Annotated in this window: 13 protein-coding genes; 6 read left to right on the top strand and 7 right to left on the bottom strand. The window is 63.2% G+C overall.

Annotated elements, in window-relative coordinates; all coding sequences use genetic code 11:
- Positions 1 to 15: 15 nt before the first annotated feature.
- The 7 genes from AACW18_RS11065 to grpE all read right to left on the bottom strand — a co-directional run bounded on the left by AACW18_RS11065 (position 16) and on the right by grpE (position 9,707).
- On the bottom strand, positions 16 to 1,431 hold the full coding sequence (locus tag AACW18_RS11065) for a glycoside hydrolase family 32 protein (protein WP_218388661.1): 1,416 nt from the start codon (positions 1,429 to 1,431) through the stop codon (positions 16 to 18).
- Positions 1,431 to 2,795 (bottom strand): sucrose-specific PTS transporter subunit IIBC, encoded by a 1,365-nt coding sequence (locus AACW18_RS11060; RefSeq protein WP_218290731.1) that lies wholly within the window; start codon positions 2,793 to 2,795, stop codon positions 1,431 to 1,433. Before AACW18_RS11060 ends, AACW18_RS11065 begins: the two co-directional genes overlap by 1 nt.
- A gap of 39 nt (positions 2,796 to 2,834) precedes the next feature.
- Positions 2,835 to 3,791 carry an aminoimidazole riboside kinase gene (locus tag AACW18_RS11055; RefSeq protein ID WP_126623378.1) on the bottom strand — a complete coding sequence of 319 codons (957 nt, stop codon included), beginning with the start codon at positions 3,789 to 3,791 and terminating at the stop codon, positions 2,835 to 2,837.
- A 115-nt stretch (positions 3,792 to 3,906) separates the two neighbouring features.
- Positions 3,907 to 5,397, bottom strand: a complete 1,491-nt coding sequence (locus AACW18_RS11050) for a carbohydrate porin (RefSeq protein WP_218388660.1) — start codon at positions 5,395 to 5,397, stop codon at positions 3,907 to 3,909.
- Between the two features lie 262 nt (positions 5,398 to 5,659).
- Positions 5,660 to 6,802, bottom strand: a complete 1,143-nt coding sequence (gene dnaJ, locus AACW18_RS11045; RefSeq protein WP_033130361.1) for a molecular chaperone DnaJ — start codon at positions 6,800 to 6,802, stop codon at positions 5,660 to 5,662.
- 113 nt (positions 6,803 to 6,915) lie between these two features.
- A complete protein-coding gene (gene dnaK, locus AACW18_RS11040) occupies positions 6,916 to 8,832 on the bottom strand; it encodes a molecular chaperone DnaK (RefSeq protein ID WP_033130360.1) in 1,917 nt (638 codons plus the stop codon).
- Positions 8,833 to 9,131: 299 nt separating this feature from the next.
- The gene (grpE, locus tag AACW18_RS11035; RefSeq protein WP_033130359.1) at positions 9,132 to 9,707 is read right to left on the bottom strand and encodes a nucleotide exchange factor GrpE; all 576 of its coding nucleotides are present in this window, start codon (positions 9,705 to 9,707) and stop codon (positions 9,132 to 9,134) included.
- Between the two features lie 488 nt (positions 9,708 to 10,195).
- Here grpE and nadK point away from each other — a divergent pair, with 488 nt between their 5' ends.
- From nadK to AACW18_RS11005, 6 genes are all read left to right on the top strand, one after another.
- Entirely contained in the window at positions 10,196 to 11,080 is an 885-nt protein-coding gene (nadK, locus tag AACW18_RS11030; RefSeq protein WP_033130358.1) for an NAD(+) kinase, read from the top strand.
- 100 nt (positions 11,081 to 11,180) lie between these two features.
- The gene (recN, locus tag AACW18_RS11025) at positions 11,181 to 12,845 is read left to right on the top strand and encodes a DNA repair protein RecN (RefSeq protein WP_218388659.1); all 1,665 of its coding nucleotides are present in this window, start codon (positions 11,181 to 11,183) and stop codon (positions 12,843 to 12,845) included.
- 242 nt (positions 12,846 to 13,087) lie between these two features.
- Entirely contained in the window at positions 13,088 to 13,969 is an 882-nt protein-coding gene (locus AACW18_RS11020; RefSeq protein ID WP_218388658.1) for a DHHA2 domain-containing protein, read from the top strand.
- A 266-nt stretch (positions 13,970 to 14,235) separates the two neighbouring features.
- Complete coding sequence (locus AACW18_RS11015) at positions 14,236 to 14,676, top strand: universal stress protein (RefSeq protein WP_042653855.1); 441 nt, start codon at positions 14,236 to 14,238, stop codon at positions 14,674 to 14,676.
- A gap of 229 nt (positions 14,677 to 14,905) precedes the next feature.
- Entirely contained in the window at positions 14,906 to 16,069 is a 1,164-nt protein-coding gene (locus AACW18_RS11010) for an efflux RND transporter periplasmic adaptor subunit (protein ID WP_218388657.1), read from the top strand.
- Positions 16,066 to 18,078 carry a MacB family efflux pump subunit gene (locus tag AACW18_RS11005; protein ID WP_218388656.1) on the top strand — a complete coding sequence of 671 codons (2,013 nt, stop codon included), beginning with the start codon at positions 16,066 to 16,068 and terminating at the stop codon, positions 18,076 to 18,078. Before AACW18_RS11010 ends, AACW18_RS11005 begins: the two co-directional genes overlap by 4 nt.
- The last annotated feature ends 1 nt before the right edge of the window (position 18,079 follow it).

The following is an 18,079-nucleotide window of genomic DNA, read 5'->3' as shown; positions in this document are numbered from 1 at the left end:
CTGACTAGCACCGGGCTATTGTACTAGGCAAGCCGCCAGCGGCCAGTGATCAAGGCAAATTTTGCTGCCATCATCGCCGTTACCCGATGAAAGTTGAGGCTTTTCCCCGGGGAAGTAGCGGGCTGACAGGCTGTGGCGGCCGCCATCGATGAAATACTCCAGACTGGAGCGATCGCAAAGCACTGTGATCCGCCCACCCAGCCAGGGGGCGGATCGCATCTCCCACACCCCGCTCTGCCAGTTCTGGCGGCGCAGGGTGATACGCCCCGGCTGCCACACCAGCTCGGCCACTGTGCCAAACCAGAGGCTCCCCTCACCACAGAGATCCAGATCGAGCCAGGCCGAGTCGATGGCGAGCCCCGGAAACTCCCTGAGCGCCCCCTCGAAGCGGGTCAGTTCCCCCTTGAGGGCGGCCAGCTCGGCCACTGGTCGCTGGCAGAGCCACTCATCCTGCCAGAACAGCTCCCGCGGACAGCTCATCTGATGAAGCCAGCCATAGGGAATGGTCGGCTGGCTCATTTCGTTCTCCTCCGGCAACCCCAACCAGCCAAACAGCAGGCGGCGACCCTGACCGTCTTGTGTCGTCTGCGGCGCGTAGAACTCGAAGCCACGATCCAGCTCATGAAAATCCCCGTGCGCAAACTGCGTCCCGTCGAAAGTGCCCACCAGCCAGCCACACTGATGGAGGTTGAGATAGTCATCCTCCTCAGGGGCAATGCCCTGTGGGCAGCAGATCAGCAGGTGGCGATCCGCTAGCGGAAAGAGATCCGGGCACTCCCACATATAACCAAAGTCACCGAGCCCACCGCGCCCGCTGCCGGCAATGGGGCCGATCCACTGCCAGTCGTGCAGGGTCTCACCGCGATAGAGCAGCACCTCACCTTTATCATCCAGGGTGCGGGCCCCCAGCACCATGAGCCACTGCTGCCCGTCGTGCCACACCTTGGGGTCGCGCACATGGCCGCTGTAACCTTCTGGCAAATCCAGCACCGGGCCCAGCTTCTCGAAGCCCCCGACCCCATTTCCGCGTGCCAGACACTGGAAGGCGGTACGGTTACCATCGGGGTATTTGACGTTGCCGGTGTAGATCAGCGTGAGGTGCCCCTGCTCATCGTTCACCGCCGAGCCCGAATAGCAGCCGTGACTCTCATAGTCCTCGGTGGGCAGCAGCGCGATGGGCTCGTGCTGCCAGTGCAAGAGATCGCTGGAGCTGACATGGCCCCAGCACTTGTTGCTGTGACTGCAGCCAAGCGGGTTCCACTGGTAGAAGAGGTGGTAGCGTCCGTCGTGCTCGATAAAGCCGTTGGGGTCATTGAGCAGCCCCACCGGGGCTGCCAGATGCCAGCGGGGCCTATGGGGATCGGCCGCCGCCTTGAGCTGTCCGGCCAATAGCGACCGGACAATCTGATTGAGGAGATGGCTTTCCTTCATCACTCCACCTTGTACTTGAGCAGCCAGGAGGCAGCGAAGGCGGCACCGAAGGCGATCACCAGCCCGATGACGTAGTGAATGAGGCTCATGGGCTGGACGATGGCCATGCCCGGGATACCGGTCAGGCCCACCGCCGTCATCCCCACCTTGGCCGCCACCACATAGGCGCCACCCAGGGCACCGCCGAGCAGGCCGGCCAGGAAGGGCTTGATGTAGCGCAGGTTGACGCCAAAGATCGCCGCCTCAGTGATGCCGAGCAGGCAGGACATGGCCGCCGGCACGGTAATGGCCCTGATTTTCGGATCCCGGGTCTTGAAGTAGACCGCCAGACAAGCCCCGCCCTGCGCCACGTTGGCCATGGCCCAGATGGGCAGCAGGAAGTTGACCCCTATGGCCGGATTGGTGAGCAGTCCCGCCTCGATGGCGTGGAAGCTGTGGTGGATGCCGGTGATGACGATGAGCGAGTAAGTTCCGCCAAACACCAGCCCTGCCAGCCAGCCCGCCTGCTCATAGAGCGCACTCAGGCCAAAGGAGATGCCGTCCCCCAGCACCCGCCCGGCCGGGCCGATAAACAGCAGCGCCACGAAACCGGTGATGATGACTGTGAGGAAGGGGGTCAAGATCAGATCCAGCGCATCCGGGATCCGCTTGCGCAGCTGCTTCTCCAGATGAGACATGAACCACACCGCCAGCAGCACCGGGAAGACGGTGCCCTGATATCCGATCATGGCCACATCAAGCCCGAAGAAGTCCATGGTCTTGAAGCCACCGGCCACCCCCCAGGCGTTGGTCAGCGCCGGATGGGTGAGGATCCCCCCCATGGTGGCGCCCAGATAGGGGTTGCCGCCAAATTCCCGCGCCGCGGTAAAGCCGATGAGGATCGGCAAGATGATGAAGGCCGCCGAGCTGAACATGTCGAGCATGACGAACAGGGCGCTGTCGGCATTGACCCAGCCGTAGGTGCGCACCATGCCGAGCAGCCCCATCAGTAGACCGGAGGCCACTATGGCCGGAATGATAGGCACGAAGATGTTGGACAGCGTGCGTGCCAGACGCTGGGCCACATTGAGCTTGGCGCTGGCCATGTCGGTCAGCTCCGCCTTGCTGGCAGTGCCGGTCCCGGTCAGAGCCACAAACTCGGCGTAGACCCTGTTGACCAGCCCTGTGCCGAAGATCACCTGGATCTGACCCGCGTTGCTAAAGCAGCCCTTGACCCCGTCCAGCTTGTCGATGGCGGCCTTGTTCACCTTGCTGTCATCCGCCAGCACCAGCCGCAGCCGGGTGGCACAATGGGCGGCACTGACGATATTCTCACGGCCCCCAAGCAGGGGCACCAGATCCTTGGCTATCGCACTGATATTCATACTCTTCCTCTTATGGCCCGCCATGCTGGCGGGCCCTTGTCATACGTGATTAAGACCAGATCGTAAAAACACATCCAGTTGAGTGCGGGTCGGCAGCGCCGTCATGGCCCCCTTGGCGGTGGTGGCGAGCGCCCCGCAGCCATGGGCCTGGGCCAGGATGGCGGGCAGCTCGCCCATAGTGGGCAAGCGCTCGCCCTGGGCCAGCGCGGCCAACAGACCGGCGACGAAGGCATCCCCCGCCCCCGTGGTGTCGAGCGGCGCCACCTTGGGCCCCACCCACTCCAGCCGCTCGCCATCGAGCCGGGCGACCACACCAGCCGCCCCGCGGGTCACCAGCACCAGAGCGGGTCCATCGATGGTGGCAAGACCGGCAACCAGATCCTGATGGCCGCTTAGCAGTTGCAGCTCCTCGATGGAGAGCTTGACCACATCAGCCAGCCCGATGGCGTCTCGCACCACCGGTAGCATCTCGGCCGGGTTGCCCCACACCTCCGGACGCAGGTTGGGGTCAAAACAGACCCGTCCCCCTGCCACCCTGATGGCGGCCATGGCCTGCAGGCAACTGGTGCGCACCGGCTCGTTGGCGAGCGCGATGGAACAGGTCAGCAGCCACTGCCCGGCTTCGAAGCGGGGCAAGTCTGCCGGTTCGAGGAACTGGTCGGCACTGGGGCGCACCATGAAGGTGAAGCTGCGCTCCCCTTCTTCATCGAGCTCCACCAGCACTGTGGAGGTTCGGTGGGCCGGATCCTGGGTCAGATGACGGATATCGACGCCCTCTGCCACCAGGGTATCGGCCATAAAGCGGCCGAAGGGATCGGCGCCGACCCGGCCGATAAAGGCCGATTCACCGCCGAGCCGCGCCACCCCCACCGCCACGTTGGCGGGCGCACCGCCCGGACATTTGAGGTAGTGCAGCTCCCCTTCCGGGATCAAATCCACCACCGCATCCCCCATTACCCACACACGATTCCCCACCTTGCTACTCCACTGCTGCATCGGATCCACTGCCAGAGCCGGGCTCTGTTCTCTTGGTCGGCATTATCAGCTAAACCGTTTTAGCTAACCAACAGATCCCGGCGTCGGCTGCCATTTTTGTGATCGGGATAACGAACTAGAACCAGGTTTCCATCTGCACGCCAAAGTTCCACTCGCCACCGGCGGTGAAATCGCTCTGGCCCATGGCATCGGTGCTGGCGTAGTTGTCGAGCTCGGAGGACCAGTCCATCCAGGTGGCGAATACCCGCAGCTCGGGCCGCTCGAAGAAGCCGGCGGTCTGTGCCTTGAAGGTGGGGGCGAAGGTGAGCTTGGTGAAGTTGCCGCTCACCGCCTGGCGTCCCTTGTAGCCCTTGGGATCCAAGTCCATGTACTGCCAGGCGGCCTCGTAGACCAGCTCGACGTTCTGGCTCAGCACCTGGGCCACCCGGGTGTTGAGGGTCAGCCACTGATACTCGTCCCCCTTCACGTAGCGATCCTGGCTCTGCTCCGCCAGCAGGGCCGGGGCCAGCCGCCAGCGCGGAGCGATATCGGTAGCCCCGAACACGGCGACCCGTACCGCGTCGGCATCGGGCAGCAGCTCGCTGTCGGAGCCCAACCCCTTGAGCTCGGCCCCCAGGCCATGGCCGTAGAGCACCGCGGCCTTGGAGAAGCCGGGATTGATGCCAAAGAAGCTGTCGCCATGGTAGGCCACCAGGGTGTGCGCCCCCTTGTTCGCCGCCTCGCTGCCGGTGCCGCCGTCGTTGATGCGCGCCTCGTTGTCCTTGGCCGAGAGGCCGTTCAGCATCCACTGCCAGTTGCCGAACCTGTTGTTCATGGTGAGGATGTAGCTCTCTATGTCCGAGAGGCCGCTGGCGCTGATGTCGCCGTAGTCGCGGCCGTAGAGGGAGAAGTTCGCCTTCCAGCTGTCGGCCAGCTGCACGTCGTAGACGCCGCCACCTGTCCCGGCCAGGAAGACCACGTCGGAGTCGAGCCAGTGGATGTCGAAGTTGTCCCGATCGAAGCGCTTGCCCGCCCAGAGCACCGAGTGCTGGAAGGGGCCGCTGAAGCTCGCCAGGTCGCCGATTTCGGCAAACACCTGACGGGTGTTGAGGCTGGAATCGCTGGCGGTCCAGTCGTTGCTGGTCTCGACTCCATCCGCCAGCATCAGCTTGTAGCGGGCCCAGCTGCCATCGGCGAAGGTCTGGGTCTTGAGCAGGTTGGCCTCCATGTAGGTGTCGTCTTCGTTGCCTAACCTCCCTACAGCCCCCCCCACCGAACCGGCTGGCGTGATGTAAGGGCCGCCACGCCCCCCGTTGCCGTTGCTGTTGGCCAGCAGACCAGAGCGGGCGTAGCCGTGAAACTCGAAGCCCTGCGCGCCGGCGGTCTGCTTGTCCACCTTCTCGCTTTGAGCCTTGGCGACCACGGCTGTCTCCCGGGCCTCGCTCGCCTTGCTCTCGGCCTGGTCAGCCCGCGCTTCGGCAGCGGCGGCGCGGGACTCTGCCGCCTGCACCCGCGCCTCCAGCGCCGCCAGACGCGCCTCTATACCGCCCTCGGCCGCCCACAGCGGGCCGCTCATCCCCAATCCCAGCGCCACTGCCAACGCCAATTTGCTCTTGAACATCGTCATCTTCCTCACCTGTCGTGTGTTACCCGATCGGGCTCTGTTTTTATCGGCGAAGAGAGCATAGCTAAACCGCTTTAGCTAACTCAATATGACAGCTAAACCGTTTCAGCAATAATGTGAACGGGATAACATTTGTACAGGGAAAACTGGCGGGAGTTGTGAGGAGGATCCCTCATCGGGATCCACTCAATAGCGGGGATCCAGGCTAAATCGCAGACAAAAAGAAAGCCGGCACAGAGGCCGGCTTGCATCACGCTTACGGTGATTACTTGGTCAGGTCATCGAAGAAGCGTTTCACCCCTTCGAAGAAGCCTTCCGATTTTGGCTTGTGGGTCTTGGCGGCGGCACCGCTGAACGACTCGTCCAGCTGACGCAGCAGCTCTCGCTGGGTCTCGGTCAGCTTGACCGGGGTCTCGATCACCACCTTGCACATCAGATCGCCGACCTGGCCGGAGCGCACGGACTTGACGCCCTTGCCGCGCAGGCGGAACAGCTTGCCGGTCTGGGTTTCCGCCGTGACCTTGAGCTTGACCCGACCATCCAGGGTCGGCACCTCGATCTCGCCGCCGAGCGCCGCCGTGGTGAAGCTGATGGGCACTTCGCAGTAGAGATCGTTGCCGTCACGCACGAAGATCTCGTGCTCCTTGACGTGTACCTGTACGTACAGATCCCCTGCCGAGGCCCCCGCTTCCCCCGCTTCCCCTTCACCGGAGAGACGGATGCGATCACCGGTATCGACCCCGGCCGGGATCTTGACCGACAGGGTCTTGGTCTTCTGGTAGCGGCCCTCACCGTGGCACTTGCGGCACGGATCCTTGATGATCTTGCCACGACCGTGGCAATGCGGGCAGGCCTGCTGCACCGCGAAGAAGCCCTGGCGCATCTGCACCTGACCCGCACCGTGGCAGGTCGGACAGGTATGGGCCTGACTGCCGGTGTGGGCACCCGAGCCGTTACAGACCTCGCAGTGGACCTGAGTCGGTATCTTGATCTCCTTGGAGACCCCGCGTACCGCCTCTTCCAGAGTCAGCTCCATGTTGTAGCGCAGGTCGGAGCCACGGGCCGGGCCACGACGGCCACCGCCACTGCGGCCACCGAAGATGTCACCAAAGATATCGCCGAATGCATCACCGAAGTCCGCGCCGCCGCCAAAGCCGCCGTGACCACCGCCACCCTGGCTCTGATCCACCCCGGCATGACCGTACTGGTCATAGCGGGCGCGCAGGTTCTCGTCGGTCAGCACCTCGTAGGCTTCCTTGACCTCTTTGAACTTCTCTTCGGATGCGGCATCACCCTGGTTGCGATCCGGGTGATACTTCATCGCCAGACGCTTGTACGCCTTCTTGATCTCGCGCTCATCGGCACCTTTCGACACCCCGAGCACTTCATAGAAATCGCGCTTCGACATACTCATCCTGTTGCTACTTAAACAGTTATGCAGACGGGCGTTGGTCACCCAACGCCCGCAAATTCAGTGACTAAGCCAATGGGCAGAGCGAACTCTGCCCAGCTGGGTATGGCTTATTTCTTGTCGTCTTTCACTTCTTCGAACTCGGCGTCGACCACGTCGTCTTCGGCCTTGGCAGAAGAAGTCTGACCGGCATCGGCGCCAGCGCCCTGTGACTGCTGCTGGGCAAGCTCCATCAGCTTCTGGGACGCTTCCAGCAAAGCCTGTTGCTTGGCTTCGATGGCCGCCTTGTCGTCACCCTTGATGACGGCTTCCAGCTCGCTCAGTGCGGTCTCGATCTTGGTCTTCTCGTCGGCGGGCAGGGCGTCACCGGCTTCGGTGATCTGCTTGCGGACCGAGTGGACCAGACCGTCAGCCTGGTTGCGGGTCTGCACCAGCTCCTCGAACTTCTTGTCTTCGGCCGCGTTGGCTTCCGCCTCGCGTACCATGCGTTCGATCTCCTCGTCGGACAGACCGGAAGAAGCCTGGATGGTGATCTTCTGCTCCTTGTTGGTCTCTTTGTCCTTGGCGGAGACGTGCAGGATGCCGTTGGCATCGATATCGAAGGTCACTTCGATCTGCGGCAGACCGCGCTGTGCCGGACGGATGCCTTCCAGGTTGAACTGGCCCAGAGACTTGTTGTCGCTGGCGCGCTTGCGCTCACCCTGCAGCACGTGAATGGTCACGGCAGACTGGTTGTCTTCGGCAGTGGAGAACACCTGGGACTTCTTGGTCGGAATGGTGGTGTTCTTCTCGATCAGCGCAGTCATCACGCTACCCATGGTCTCGATACCCAGGGAGAGCGGGGTGACGTCCAGCAGCAGCACGTCGGTCTTCTCACCGGACAGTACCGCGCCCTGAATGGCAGCACCCATGGCCACGGCTTCGTCCGGGTTGACGTCTTTGCGCGGCTCTTTGCCGAAGAAGTCAGCCACGGTCTTCTGCACCAGCGGCATACGGGTCTGACCACCCACCAGGATGACGTCGTCGATCTCGCCGACTGCCAGACCGGAGTCTTTCAGGGCGACACGGACCGGCTCCAGGGAGTCTTTCACCATGTCTTCCACCAGGGATTCCAGCTTGGCGCGGGTCACCTTGATGTTCATGTGCTTGGGACCGGTGGCGTCTGCGGTGATGTACGGCAGGTTCACGTCGGTCTGCTGCGCGGAAGAGAGCTCAATCTTGGCTTTCTCGGCGGCATCTTTCAGACGCTGCAGAGCCAGCTGGTCGTTGCGCAGGTCGATGCCCTGCTCACGCTTGAACTCGTCAACCAGATAGTTGATGACACGGTTGTCGAAGTCTTCACCACCCAGGTGGGTGTTACCGTTGGTCGCCAGTACTTCGAAGGTGGTTTCCCCTTCGACTTCGTCGATCTCGATGATGGAGATGTCGAAGGTACCGCCGCCCAGGTCATATACGGCAACCTTGCGCTCACCCTTGACCTTGTTCACGCCGTAGGCGAAGGCCGCAGCGGTCGGTTCGTTGATGATGCGCTTGACGTCCAGACCGGCGATGCGACCGGCATCCTTGGTGGCCTGACGCTGGGCGTCGTTGAAGTAGGCCGGTACTGTGATGACGGCTTCGGTCACCGGCTCGCCCAGGTAATCCTCGGCGGTCTTCTTCATCTTCTTCAGCACTTCGGCAGAGATCTGCGGCGGTGCCATTTTCTTGCCTTTGACTTCTACCCAGGCGTCACCGTTGTCGGCCTTGGCGATGGCGTACGGCATGATCTTCAGATCGCGCTGTACTTCTTCATCCTCGAAACGACGGCCGATCAGACGCTTGATTGCAAACAGCGTGTTCTTCGGGTTGGTGATGGCCTGACGCTTAGCCGGCTGACCAACCAGGATTTCGCCGTCATCGGCATAGGCAATGATGGACGGAGTAGTACGGTCGCCTTCCGCGTTCTCGATCACGCGAGCATGGTCGCCATCCAGAATAGCAACACAGGAGTTGGTAGTACCCAGGTCAATACCGATGATTTTACCCATTTGACGAATCTCCAAATACTTTGAATAAACTGGCGAGGTGCTCGCCTTAATACGTTAACGGCTAGGTGGGGGCTGCCACTGTGGCTTTCAAGCTCCCGACATCAAATTCTTGCCACTGTGCAGTGCAATAGTCTGTGCCGCCGTGGCCTTGCCACCTATATGGGGCCGCGATGTTGAGCTTCAAGTCCTGCGCATAAAAAACCGTACCAACTTGTCGGTCAGCGGCCACATTTTCACCCACTCGCCGCGGATCCCAATAAAAAGCCCGCCGAGCGGCGGGCTCAATGGGAGGATGCGTCTCAGGCAGGGGCCTTGGAGACCATCACCATGGCCGGACGAATGACCCGACCGTTGAGCTCGTAGCCCTTCTGCATCACGGCGATGACGGTGTTGGGTGCCAGCTCGGCATTCTCGATCATGCTGATGGCCTGATGGGCATTGGGGTCGAACGGCTGGTTCAGGGGATCCAGCGCGACCAGACCGAACTTGCCCACCGAGCTCTGCATGGACTTGAGCGTCAGCTCGACCCCTTCGATCATCGGCTTGAGGGCTTCGTCTTCTTTGTCTGCCAGCTCGATGGCCCGCTCCAGGTTGTCCAGCACCGGCAACAGTTCCCCGGCAAACTTCTCCAGCGCGAACTTGTGTGCCTTCTCCACGTCCTGGGCGACGCGGCGACGCAGGTTTTCCATCTCGGCGGCGGCGCGAATGGCGCGCTCGCGCTCGTCGGCAGCGGCCTGCTGGGCAGCTTCCAGCTGGGCTTCCAGCTCGGCAATGCGGGCCTGTTCGGCTGTCACTTCACTGTCTACATCGGTCGGCTCGACTGGCTGGACTTCCACTTGCTCCATCGCTTCAACCTTTTGTTCTTCGTGGTTCATGACATCTCCAATATTCAGGGTTACTTGTTAGGGTCTGTTGACGTTTAGGCGCAAGCCGCGTTGCTGCAACAAATGACGTCAGGCTAGGCGCGAAACGCTGGCAATGGTTGTTCCCTTGGCAAGTTCCGCAACAACGCATGGCCTCATTTGCGGCGCAACCCGCAGGGACGGGTCAGTTTTTGCGTGTAACGTCGTTACTCGACGGCTCATTTGGATGACCAAACTTCGCGTCTCGCGCCTAGCTCCGCGCAAAAACTGACTCCGTCGCGGTCGCAACGAAACATCAACAGACCCTATGTTGGCGCTATTATGGGGACGTCGCCCCGGCTTTCAAGGGGAAAAGGGCCCTCTCATGGCCAATGAAGTGAGCCAACCGGCATTTTTGCCGCTTTTCCGGGCCGGATCCGCCCGCCGGGCATGGCAGCAGACAAATCCCCACCAAAGCGCGGTATACTCCCCTCAATACTCAGCCCCAGACCCGATAACCTATGGATTCTCCGTTCAAAACCATCGCCCTGATCGGCAAACCCCATCATGAAGGTGCCAACCAGACCCTCAGCGGCCTCTATCAATACCTGAGCAGCCGCGGCTTCCGGGTGCTGCTCGAGAGCCGGGTCGCCCACACCCTGGGCGTGCTCTGCGATGACGTGATGGATCTGGTGCAGCTCGGGGAACAGGCGGATCTCGCCATCGTCGTCGGCGGCGACGGCAACATGCTGGGGGCCGCGCGGGTGCTGTCACGCTTCGATGTGGCGGTGATCGGGGTGAACCGGGGCAACCTCGGCTTTCTGACGGATCTCTCGCCCCAGGACTACCTGCCGCCCCTGGAGCAGGTGCTCTCCGGCCACTTCAAGAGCGAGCATCGCTTCCTGCTGGAGGCCGCCGTCTATCGCCACGGTGAGCGCAAGTCCAGCAACCTGGCGGTGAACGAGGCGGTGCTGCACCCGGGCAAGATAGCCCACATGATCGAGTTCGAGGTCTACATCGATGGCAGCTTCATGTACAGCCAGCGCTCGGACGGCATCATAGTCGCCACCCCCACCGGCTCGACCGCCTATTCCCTGTCGGCGGGGGGCGCCATCCTCACCCCCAAGCTCAATGCCATCACGCTGGTGCCCATGTTCCCGCACACCCTGAGCAGCCGCCCCATAGTGCTGGATGCGGACAGCGAGGTGCGCCTGCTGGTCTCCCCCGACAATCAGGATGACGCCATGCAGGTGAGCTGCGACGGCCAGGTGACCCTGGCGGTGCACCCGGGTGACGAGATCCTCATCAAGAAGAGCAGCCACAAGCTGCATCTGGTCCATCCCCTCGATTACAGCTACTTCCACGTGCTGCGCAACAAGCTCGGCTGGGGCAGCAAGCTGTTCTAAGCCGATCAGGTCGCCTGTGTGAGGCCGACACTTTACTGTATGGAAAACCAGTATATACTGGATGCATACACAGTAATGTTGGCCCATACAGGATGAGACCATGCTGACCCAGCTGACCGTCAACAACTTCGCTATCGTCAAGTTTCTCGAACTCGATCTGCAATCCGGCATGACCTGCATCACGGGTGAGACCGGCGCAGGCAAATCCATTGCCATCGATGCGCTCGGCCTCTGCCTCGGCGAGCGGGCCGAGGCCAGCATGGTGCGACCGGGCAGCGACAAGGCCGAGGTCAGCGCACGTTTCCTGCTGGACGGCAACCCGGCCGCCCGCGCCTGGCTCACCGCCAACGAGCTGGAAAATGAGGGGGAGTGCATAGTGCGGCGGGTGCTCTCCGCCGAGGGGCGCTCCCGCAGCTACATCAACGGGGTGCCCGTGCCCCTGGTGCAGTTGCGCAGCCTTGGCCAGCTGCTGGTCAACGTCCACGGCCAGCACGCCCACCAGATGCTGCTCAAGCCCGATTATCAACTTGCCCTGCTGGATGGCTACGCCGGCCACCATCTGCTGCTGGACGAGGTGCGCCAGCACTACCAGCAGTGGCGCCAGCTGCAAAACGAGCTCAACCGCCTCAAGGCCGAGCAGCAGCAGCGGGAGGCTCGCCGCCAGCTGATCGAATACCAGGTGCAGGAGCTGGATGAGTTCGCCCTGCAACCGGGGGAATTCGAAACCATCGAGGAGGAGCATCAGCGGCTCGCCAACGGCACCGAGCTGATGCAGGAGTGCGGCCAATGCCTCGATCTGCTCTATGACAACGAGGAGACCACCATCGCCGGCCTGCTGCAGGTGGCGGTGGACAGGGCCGAGACCCTGGTCGCCATGGATGGCCGTCTCGGCAACGTGCTGGGGATGCTCAACGAGGCCCTGATCGGGGTGCAGGAGAGCCACAGCGAGCTGCGCAGCTACCTCGATCTGCTGGAGCTGGATCCCGAGCGCTTCAACGAGCTGGAGGCCCGTCTCTCCAAGGCCATCAACCTGGCCCGCAAACACCATGTCAAGCCGGCCGAGCTGGCCCTGCATCATCAGGATCTCGCCAGCGATCTCGCCCGCCTCAACTCGGATGAGGAGCGCCTCGAAGGCATGGAAGACGAGCTGGCCCAGGCCCGCCTGGCCTTCGTGCAGGCGGCGGAGGTGCTCAGCCAGAGCCGTCAGCGCTATGCCGAAGAGCTCGGTGCCAAGGTGACCAGCAGCATGCACGAGCTGGCCATGCCCGATGGCCGCTTCATCATAGAGGTGCGACCGGATGCCCAGAGCAGCCTATCCCCCCTTGGCATAGATAGGGTGGAGTTCATGGTGACCACCAACCCGGGTCAACCGATCCAGCCCCTTGGCAAGGTCGCCTCCGGCGGGGAGCTGTCGCGCATCAGCCTCGCCATCGTGGTGATCAGCGCCCGCAAGGTGTCGACACCGACCCTCATCTTCGATGAGGTGGACGTGGGGATCAGCGGCCCGACCGCGGCCGTGGTCGGTCGTCTGCTGCGCCAGCTCGGCGAGTCCACCCAGGTGATGGTGGTCACCCACCTGCCGCAGGTGGCCGGCAAGGGTCACCAGCACATGGTGGTCAGCAAGCATACCGATGGCAAGACCACAGAGACCCAGATGCGGGCCCTCAATCCGGGTGCCCGCCTCAACGAGCTGGCCCGTCTGCTGGGGGGGGATCAGATCACCGACAATACCCTGGCCAATGCACGCGAGCTGCTAGCCTCCTGAGCCCGGGGCGACAAGGGGTTGATGCCCCCTTGTCGCCCGCTTGGCCGCGCCTTGCCTGCCAGCGAGCCAGCTGGCGCCCCCACCTGGCTGTCACCGGGTTCTGCCTGCGCCCCTTTGCCCAGCCAGGGCTGACCAGGATTGCCCCCGCGGCCACCACGCAGTAAAGTTGAACCGACTAGGGCCCAAGGCCCTCTCTCTCATGGCCCGGCACCGCGGCCACCACCCCACATCAGGAACACCCCATGCTTCATGTCTTTGGCCACAAAAATCCCGACAGCGACAGCATCTGCACCGCGCTGGTCACCGCCGACTGGCTCAATGACCAGGGCCGCTCCGCCCAGGCCTTCGCGCTGGGCAGCCCCATCGCCGAGACCCGCTTCATCCTGGAGACGGCGGGGATCGAGGCACCGCCCGTGCTGCTGGGCAGCGTGGCCGACAAGCCGGTCTTTCTGGTGGATTTCAGCGAACTGGAGCAGGGGCCGGAAGGGCTGGCCGATGCCGATGTGCAGGGCCTCATCGATCACCACCGCATCGGCACCCTGATCACCCGTGGCCCGCTCGATGCCTGGATCAGGGCGGTCGGTTGCAGCGCCACAGTGCTGCTTGAGCTGATGGGTTATGACAAGCTGTCCCGCGCCCAGGCCCGCCTGCTGCTGGGGGCCATCGTCAGCGACACCTTCAACTTCACCTCCCCCACCACCACTGAGCAGGACAGGGTCGCGGTCGACCGGCTGCTCCCCATCGCCGAGCTGGCGCTTGCCCCCTTTGCCCAGACCCTGCTGGAGCGCCGCACCCAGCTGGGCGACGCGCCGCTCAGCGAGTTGCTCACCGCCGACGAGAAGGCCTATCAGATCGCGGGCCACTCCCTGATGGTCAGCCAGATCTGTGTGATGAACCCGGCCGAGATCCTGGCCCGACAGGATGAGTTGCAACAGGCGATGCAGGAGCGGCTGGCACGAGACAAGCTGGATGCCTATGTGCTGATGCTGACCGATCTGGCCAAGGGGGACAGCCAGCTCCATTTCGCCAGTGCCGGCATCTTGCCGGGCGAACCCGTCCACCTTGCCGGCGCCGTCAGCCGCAAGAAGGAAGGACTGCCCTGGCTCTCCAGACACTTCGCCTGAGCGCCGAGCACCCCATACCCCCTCATCACTGCCCTAGCCCCCATGCCAGCCCGCATGGGGGCTACCCAATCCAGCATCGAGTCCGTTCGCGATCCCCCTCACAATCCCCTTCATTTTCCATTCAACTCAATTTGTTATGATGTGTTAAGCGGGCCGATGCGCGGCGACGCACAATGGTTCGCTCGATGTGACATCTCGCGGGATCGCCATGGGAAGGGACAGCCGTCTTGTCCTCCATGACCCGCACATGCCAAGGAGAACTGCTTATGACCCCAACCAATATAGTGCTGTTGCTGGAAGGCAAGGATTACGAGCAGGAGACGCTGGCCAAGGCGAGCCAGTTGGCGCAGGGAATGGGTTGCACGCTGACCCTGCTGCACCTGACCCACAGTAGCAAGACCCGGCGTGACAGCCTGTCGCTGTCGGAAGAGGAGCGCAGTGCCCAAGGCACCCTGGACGCCAAGGCCGTCATCAGCGAGCTCATCACCACCTTGCGGCATCCGGTGGATTACCAGTGCCTGGTGGTGAATGAGGTGGTGTCGGATCTGCGACGCTGGCTGGCCGCACACCCGACCCAACTGCTGCTGGTCGGCAGCCGTCACCACTGGATGGAGGGCTCCCTGGCGCGCCTGCTCATCTACAAGCTGCCCATCGATATCCAGATCTGCCACGAACCCTATGCCGAGCAGAGCAAGGCCGTCGCCTGATCCCTCGAGCGCCCGCCCCTGGGGTGGGTGCTCTCTTGTTCCCCTCCCCTTTTCCCGCGCAGCTCAACCCGGTGCCATGGCACCCGATCGGGGCGTGACTGCCCGCTGGCAGTGCGTTACTGACAAGTCCATCTACATGATTTCTTACATATTGCTCGCTGTTTTTTCAGCGCCGTTTGCTGCAGGATATTGCCCTTGCACGGCTTCGCACGTTTCGTTCAGGTGATAAATGAAAATACTCCCCAAGCAGGGCAAACTCGTCCTGCTCGTTCTCGTTCTGCTGGCCATCATCGGTTGGCTGGCCTGGCCCGGCAAGACGCCGGCCCCGGTATTGACCGCCTCCGTCATCCGCCAGGACGTGGAACAGACCGTGCTGGCCAGCGGTGTCCTGCAAGCCATAGAACAGGTGGATGTGGGTGCCCAGGTCTCGGGTCAGGTGACCTATCTGGCCGTGGAAGCCGGGCAGCACGTCAAGCAGGGAGACCTGCTGGCGGAGATAGATCCCCTGATCGCCCAGAACAACCTCAAGACCGCCGAGGCGGATCTGGCCAGCCGCCGTGCTCAGCTCAAGATCAAGCAGGCGCAGCTCAAGCAGAACGAGCTGGCCTGGCGCCGCCAGCAGCAGATGTTCAGGCAGGAGGCGAGCTCCCGGGCCGATCTGGAGAGTGCCGAGGCGCAGCTGGCGGTCACCCGGGCCGAGCTGCAGAGTGCCCAGGCCGACGTCGACAGCGCCCTGATCAAGGTGGATCGCACCAAGACAGAGTTGGGCTATAACCGCATTCAGGCCCCCATGGATGGGACAGTCGTCTCCATCGTGACCCGCCAGGGCCAGACCCTGGCCGCCAGCCAGACGGTGCCGACTCTGCTCAAGCTCGCCAACCTGGAGACCATGACGGTCAAGGCCCAGATCTCGGAGGCCGATGTCACCAAGGTCAAGGCTGGCATGCCGGTCTATTTCACCCTGATCGGGGATCCGGATACCCGCTATCACGCCACCCTGCGCACGGTCGAGCTGGCCCCCACCAACATCAACGAGCAGACCGCCAGCAGCACGGCGACCAGCAACGCGGCCGTCTACTACTACGCCCTGTTCGATGTGCCCAACCCGGACCATCAGCTGCGGGTCGCCATGACGACCCAGGTCACCATAGTGCTGGGTGAACGCAAGCAGGTGCTGGCGATCCCCCAAACCGCCCTCGGCAAGAAGCTGGGGGACAACGAATATGAGGTCAGCCTGCTCAAGGACGACGAGCAGAAAGAGACCCGCCGCATCAAGACCGGCATGAAGGACGACATCAAGATCGAGGTGGTGAGCGGCCTGAACGAGCAGGACAAGGTCACCCTGGAGCAGGGCAAGCCCGTCCAGGACGATGACGGGGAAATGAGGCCGTGAGCGAGCCCCTGATCCGGCTCAAGGGCATAGAGCGTCGCTACCAGAGCGGGGAGCAGGAGGTCACGGTGCTGCACCCGCTGGATCTCTGCATCCAGGCGGGGGAGATGGTCGCCATCGTCGGCGCCTCCGGCTCCGGCAAGTCCACCCTGATGAACCTGCTGGGTTGCCTCGACCGCCCCAGCTCGGGCGAGTATCTGTTCCGCGGGCAGGACACCGCCCAGCTGGATGCCCTCGCCCTGGCCCGCCTGCGCTGCCACCACTTCGGTTTCATCTTCCAGCGCTATCACCTGCTGCCCCATCTGGATGCGGCCGCCAACGTGGAGATCCCGGCCATCTACGCCGGCACCTCGCGCCCCGAGCGCCAGCTGCGGGCCCGCACCCTGTTGTCCCGCCTCGGCCTGAGCGATCGCAGCCACCACAGGCCGGGTCAGCTCTCCGGCGGGCAGCAGCAGCGGGTCAGCATAGCCCGGGCGCTGGCCAATGGCGGCGAGGTGATCCTGGCCGACGAACCCACCGGGGCCCTCGACAGCCACAGCGGCAAGGAGGTGATGGCCATCCTCAAGGAGCTGCATGGCCGGGGCCACACCATCATCCTGGTGACCCACGACATGGCAGTGGCCAACCACGCCGATCGCATCATCACCCTGCGCGATGGACGGGTAGTGGAAGACAGTGGCCAGCCCGCGACGACGACCACAGACCAGGCCGAGCCTGGCCTCCCCCTGCCCGCAGGGACCGAGGCGGCGCACAAACCCACGCCGCCCCACGCCACCGGCCAGCCCGCGACGTCCATCGCCAAACGGGGCAGCCAGGGCTGGGATCGCTACCGGGAGGCTGGCCGCATGGCCCTGCACGCCATGCTGGCACACCGCATGCGCACCTTCCTCACCATGCTCGGCATCATCATCGGCATCGCCGCCGTGGTCAGCGTGGTCGCCCTCGGCCAGGGGGCCCGCGCCAAGGTGATCAATGACATCAACGCCATGGGTACCAACACCATCGACATCTTCCCCGGCAAGGACTGGGGGGATGAGAAGGCGGCCAGCATCCAGACCCTGAACGAGCGGGATCTCGACGCCCTGCTCGGCCAGCCCTATCTGGAGGGGGCCAGCCCCCAGATCGCGACCTCGGGTCAGCTGCGCTATCGCAACAAGACCAGCAGTGGCAACGTGGTCGGGGTCGGCAGTGACTTCTTCCGGGTCAAGGGGATGACGCTCACCCAGGGCCGGCTGTTCGATGAGCGGGATATCCAGAGCCGGACGGCGGTGGCCGTGGTGGATGGCAAGACCATAGAGAGTCTGCTCGGCAAGGAGGACCCCATCGGCCAGGTGGTGCTGGTCGGCACCCTGCCGGTGCGCATCATCGGCGTGGTGGCGCAGGAGACCGGCTTTGGCCGCAGCAGCCAGTCGGTCACCGTCTGGTTGCCCTACAGCGCCGTGATGAGCCGTCTCATCTCCCAGAACCACTTCAGCCAGATCACCATCCGGGTCAAGGACGGGATCCAGCCCGCCCTGGCCGAGCAGGCCGCCGTGGCGCTGCTGACCCAGCGCCACGGGGTGAAAGACTTCTTCACCTTCAGCAGCGACAGCATCATCAAGTCGGTGGAGAAGACCACCGCCACCATGACCCTGCTGGTCTCCGCCATCGCGGTGATCTCGCTCATCGTCGGCGGCGTCGGGGTGATGAACATCATGCTGGTGTCTGTGGTGGAGCGCACCCGGGAGATCGGGATCCGCATCGCGGTCGGCGCCCGTCAGTCCGACATACTGCAACAGTTCCTGATCGAGGCGGTGATGGTCAGCCTGCTGGGCGGCCTGCTCGGCATCGGCCTGGCCCTGCTCATCGGCTTCGTGTTCTCACTGATAGTGGAAAGCTTCCAGATGCACTTCTCGCTCTTCTCCATCCTGATGGCCTTCGGCTGCTCCTCGCTCATCGGGATCCTGTTTGGTTACCTGCCTGCTCGCAACGCGGCCCGGCTCGATCCGGTCGAGGCGCTGGCGAGGGAATGAT

The organism is Aeromonas sp. sia0103, from assembly GCF_963895295.1.
In the GTDB taxonomy this organism is placed as follows: Bacteria; Pseudomonadota; Gammaproteobacteria; order Enterobacterales; family Aeromonadaceae; genus Aeromonas; species Aeromonas encheleia.
This window is presented reverse-complemented; position numbering and strand designations above follow the sequence as displayed.

What these genes read in the sequence shown, in the direction of transcription:
- AACW18_RS11060 (WP_218290731.1), bottom strand. Translation starts at nt 2,795, where the DNA reads ATGAATATCAGTGCGATAGCCAAGGATCTGGTGCCCCTGCTTGGGGGC.
- dnaJ (WP_033130361.1), bottom strand. Translation starts at nt 6,802, where the DNA reads ATGTCGAAGCGCGATTTCTATGAAGTGCTCGGGGTGTCGAAAGGTGCC.
- AACW18_RS11020 (WP_218388658.1), top strand. Translation starts at nt 13,088, where the DNA reads ATGCTTCATGTCTTTGGCCACAAAAATCCCGACAGCGACAGCATCTGC.
- AACW18_RS11010 (WP_218388657.1), top strand. Translation starts at nt 14,906, where the DNA reads ATGAAAATACTCCCCAAGCAGGGCAAACTCGTCCTGCTCGTTCTCGTT.
- AACW18_RS11050 (WP_218388660.1), bottom strand. Translation starts at nt 5,397, where the DNA reads ATGACGATGTTCAAGAGCAAATTGGCGTTGGCAGTGGCGCTGGGATTG.
- recN (WP_218388659.1), top strand. Translation starts at nt 11,181, where the DNA reads ATGCTGACCCAGCTGACCGTCAACAACTTCGCTATCGTCAAGTTTCTC.
- AACW18_RS11065 (WP_218388661.1), bottom strand. Translation starts at nt 1,431, where the DNA reads ATGAAGGAAAGCCATCTCCTCAATCAGATTGTCCGGTCGCTATTGGCC.
- nadK (WP_033130358.1), top strand. Translation starts at nt 10,196, where the DNA reads ATGGATTCTCCGTTCAAAACCATCGCCCTGATCGGCAAACCCCATCAT.
- grpE (WP_033130359.1), bottom strand. Translation starts at nt 9,707, where the DNA reads ATGAACCACGAAGAACAAAAGGTTGAAGCGATGGAGCAAGTGGAAGTC.
- AACW18_RS11015 (WP_042653855.1), top strand. Translation starts at nt 14,236, where the DNA reads ATGACCCCAACCAATATAGTGCTGTTGCTGGAAGGCAAGGATTACGAG.
- dnaK (WP_033130360.1), bottom strand. Translation starts at nt 8,832, where the DNA reads ATGGGTAAAATCATCGGTATTGACCTGGGTACTACCAACTCCTGTGTT.
- AACW18_RS11055 (WP_126623378.1), bottom strand. Translation starts at nt 3,791, where the DNA reads ATGCAGCAGTGGAGTAGCAAGGTGGGGAATCGTGTGTGGGTAATGGGG.